At 62.8% G+C, this 4,341-nt stretch carries 2 protein-coding genes; both read right to left on the bottom strand.

What is annotated here, in order from left to right; genetic code table 11:
* Window positions 1-391: 391 nt before the first annotated feature.
* Window positions 392-1,897 carry an efflux transporter outer membrane subunit gene (locus ACTHNZ_RS20120; RefSeq protein ID WP_440544335.1) on the bottom strand — a complete coding sequence of 502 codons (1,506 nt, stop codon included), beginning with the start codon at window positions 1,895-1,897 and terminating at the stop codon, window positions 392-394.
* Between the two features lies 1 nt (window position 1,898).
* Window positions 1,899-4,341: efflux RND transporter permease subunit (locus ACTHNZ_RS20125; RefSeq protein ID WP_440544336.1), on the bottom strand; the 2,443-nt coding region annotated here is incomplete at its 5' end.

Here is a 4,341-nt window from a genome sequence, read left to right on the forward strand (position 1 = left end):
CAATAGCCGGTTGTGCTGCATCCCCGTGGCGATCTTTCGCAGATCTTGGACAGACAAGTTCGTATTCATTGGCACGCCTGACGAAGCACTCGGCATTCAGAGGCGGGCGATTTTACACAATAGTCTCTCGACGACAAGATAGATCAAACGATTTCAGCATTATCTGATACTCACCAACATCACTGCAGGAGCTCTGAAGAAGCCAATATGCATTTTTTGATTCAGCTCGTACTTCAAGCAATGATTTCTAATTCCATCGCACGCCGCTCTTCCTCGCAGAAATCGACGGTTCTTGCTCATGCAAGACCAAAGAGCCATGCGCTTCCGCATAAAAAAACCGGCGAGCACATGTCGGCTCGCCGGCTTCATATTGCTTCCCGCCAACGGGTCGTCAGCCTGAATTCTTCCCCGCCACCCCCGAAGCCGCCCCTGCCGTATCCGGCGCATCGGCCGGCCGCGGCGTCTCACCCGTGTTCGCAATCCACCCGCCGCCTAGCGCGACGTACAGATTCACGAGATTGTCGAGCCGCGCCACACGCGCGTTGATGAGCGACTGCTGCACGGTATAGAGGTTCGTCTGCGCAGTCAGCACCTGCAGATAGCTATCGACGCCGTTCTTGTACCGAAGCTGGGACAAATCGAGCGTACGCGATTGAGCAAACGTCGTGCGCTGAAGCGCTTGGATCTGCGAGTCGTACGTGCTGCGAGCCGCCAGATCGTCGGCCACGTCGCGAAACGCCGATTGAATCGCCTTTTCGTAATTCGTGATTTCGATGCGCTTTTGCACGTTGGCAAGATCGAGGTTGGCCACATTCCGCCCGCCCTCGAAAATCGGAAGCGCGATCTGCGGCGCAAATGACCATGCCGCCGAGCCAGCCTTGAACAAACCGCCGAGCGTCGGGCTCGCCGTGCCGAACGATCCCGTCAGCGAAATCTTGGGGAAGAAGGCCGCCCGCGCCGCGCCGATGTTCGCGTTGGCCGCGCGCAACGTCGCCTCGGCCTCCATGATGTCGGGCCGCCGCGTCAGCAGATCGGACGGCAAGCCGGCCGGGATGTCGGTCAGCAAGCGCTGATCGTCGAGACTGCGCCCCGGCGGCAAATCGGCAGGCAGCGGCTGGCCGATGAGCAGCACGAGTGCATTCTCGGCCTGCGCCCGCGCCCGCGCCTGCGCTTCGCGATTCGCGCGCGCCTGCTCGACGACCGTTTCGGCTTGGCGAAGGTCGAGCTCGGACCCGGTGCCGTTGTCGAACTGCAGCTTGGTCAGCGAGTACGACGCTTCCGCCGTCTTCAGCGTGTCGTCCGTGATCTTGAGCAGATCGTCGACGGCCAGCACCTGCAGGTACTGCTGCGCCACCTGCGAAACGAGCGAAATCTCGGCCGCCTTGCGCGCTTGCGCCGTCGCCAGATACTGCTCGAGCGCTTGATCCTTCAGGCTGCGAATGCGTCCCCAGAAATCGAGCTCCCACGATGTGTTCAGCCCGACCTGATACTGCTGCGAGATCGTTTGCCCAAAAAACGACAAGTCCTTCGGCGTGCGCTGGACCGATTTGCTGGCCTGGGCGTCGAGCGTCGGGAACAACTGAGCGCGCGTAATCCGATATTGCGCGCGAGCCGCTTCGACGTTCAACACCGAAACACGCAGATCGCGGTTGTTCGCGAGCGCGATCTGGATGAGTTGCTGCAGTCGCGGATCGGTGAAGAACTCGCGCCAGCCGATGTCCACCGCCGCCCGTCCGCCGGCCGTATCGGCCGACGTGGTCGTGGGCTGCGTCGCATAGACTCCCGACGCCGGAAACGCCGCTGCCACGGGTGCGGCCGGACGCTCGTATTTCGGCTCGAACGAGCAACCGGCCGCGAACACGGCCACGGCGACCGCAATCAATGAATATCGTTTCATTTCAGTGTCCTTCGTCGCCTTTCTCGTTCTCGCCCTTGGCCGGCGCATGGGGCGCCGAATGGTGCGCCTCCGCCAGGCGCGCCGCTTCGTCCACGTCCTCCGACTCGCCCGCGAACTTCGCGCGAATCACGACGAAGAACATCGGGATGAAGAAAATCGCGAGGAACGTCGCCGTCAACATCCCGCCGATCACGCCCGTGCCGATCGCGTGCTGGCTCGCGGAGCCCGCGCCATTGCTGATCGCGAGCGGCATCACGCCGAGGATGAAGGCCAGCGACGTCATCAAGATCGGACGCAGCCGCAGCCGTGCGGCCTCCATCGCCGCTTCCACGGGGCCCATGCCTTCGCCTTGCTGCAATTCGCGCGCGAACTCGACGATCAGGATCGCGTTCTTGGCCGAGAGCCCCACCGTCGTGAGCAGGCCGACCTGGAAGAACACGTCGTTCTCGAGCCCACGGATCGTCGCGGCCAGCAGCGCGCCGATCACGCCGAGCGGCACCACCATGATGACCGAGAACGGAATCGACCAGCTTTCATACAGCGCGGCCAAGCACAGGAACACGACGAGGATCGACAAGCCATACAGGATCGGCGCCTGCGAGCCCGATTGGATTTCCTGATACGACAGCCCCGTCCACGAGTAGCCGATCCCGGCCGGCAGCTTCGCGGCGATTTTTTGCATCGCCTGCATCGCCTGGCCCGTGCTCTTGCCCTGTGCCGCAGCGCCCTGGATTTCCATCGACGAAATGCCGTTGTAGCGCTCGAGCTTCGGCGAGCCGAACGTCCAATGCCCCGAAGAGAACGACGTGAACGGCACCATCGTGCCCGACGTGTTGCGCACGTACCAATCGCCCATATCCTCCGGCGTCATGCGGAACGGCGCATCGGCCATCACGTACACCTTCTTGATCCGATTGTCGGTATCGAGGAAGTTGTTCACGTATTGCGAGGCCCATGCCACCGAGAACGTCTGGTCGATCGCCTGCGGCGACACGCCTAGCGCCTGCGCCTTCTCGCGATCGACGTCGATCTTGAACTGCGGCGTATCGTTGAGCCCATTGGGCCGCACGAGCGCGAGCGTCGGGTCCTTGGACGCCATGCCGAGCAACTGATTGCGCGCATTCATGAGCGCTTCGTGGCCGAGCCCCGCGTTGTCGGTCAATTCGAAGTCGAACCCCGATGCGGTGCCGAGTTCTGGAATCGACGGCGGGTTGAACGGAATCACCATCGCGTCCTTGTAACGCGAGTAGTGCATGAACATCCGCTGGATGATGGCCTGCACCTTCTGATCCGAGTGCTGACGCAAGCCATAATCCTTCAGCCGCACGAACACGAGGCCCGAGTTCTGGCCACGGCCCGCGAAGCTGAAGCCGTTCACCGTGAACACCGATTCGACGAGCGACTTCTCCTGCGTGAGCAGATAGTCGGAAATGTTCGACAGCGTGCGTTCCGTCGTTTCCTGCGTCGAGCCCGTCGGCGTCTGCACGATGACGAACATGAGCCCTTGGTCTTCGTCGGGCAGGAACGACTTCGGCAGCCGCACGAACAGCAGGCCGACGGCGACGATCACGGCGAGATAGATCACGAGCCACCGGCCCGAGCGGCGAATCACGTGATGCACGCCGCTGTGGTACTTGTCGCGGCTGCGCTCGAACGTGCGGTTGAACCATCCGAAGAAACCCGTCGTGGCCGCGTGCTCGCCGGGCTGAACCGGCTTGAGGATCGTCGCGCACAACGCCGGCGTCAGCACCAACGCGACGAGCACCGAGAGCACCATCGCCGAAACGATCGTGAGCGAGAACTGGCGATAGATGGCGCCCACGGAGCCGCCCGAGAGCGCCACCGGCACGAACACGGCCGACAGCACGAGGGCGACCCCGACGAGCGCGCCCGTGATCTGGCCCATCGCCTTGCGGGTCGCCTCTCGTGGCGAGAGGCCCTCCTCTCTCATCACGCGCTCGACGTTTTCCACCACGACGATCGCGTCGTCCACGAGCAGACCGATCGCGAGCACGAGCCCGAACATCGACAGCACGTTGATCGAAAAACCCACGACGTTCATGATCGCGAACGTGCCGAGCAGCACCACCGGCACGGCGATCGTCGGGATCAGCGTCGCGCGCAGGTTCTGCAGGAACAGGTACATCACGAGGAAGACGAGCACGATCCCTTCGAGCAGCGTCTTGACCACTTCCTCGATCGAGATGCGGACGAAGGTGGATGTGTCGTAGGGAATCGCGTAGGTGACGTTGGGCGGGAAATACTTCGAGAGTTCCTCGAGCTTGGCATGCACCAGGTCGGCAGTTTGCAGCGCATTCGCCGTCGGCGAGAGCTGGATGCCGACCGCGGAAGTCGGCTTGCCGTCCAGGCGCGCGGTCGGCAGGTAGGCCTGGCCGCCGATCTCGATGCGCGCCACGTCGGAAAGGCGCACCACCGAGCCGTCC

The sequence above is a fragment of the Trinickia sp. genome, from assembly GCF_051953955.1.
GTDB lineage: Bacteria > Pseudomonadota > Gammaproteobacteria > Burkholderiales > Burkholderiaceae > Trinickia.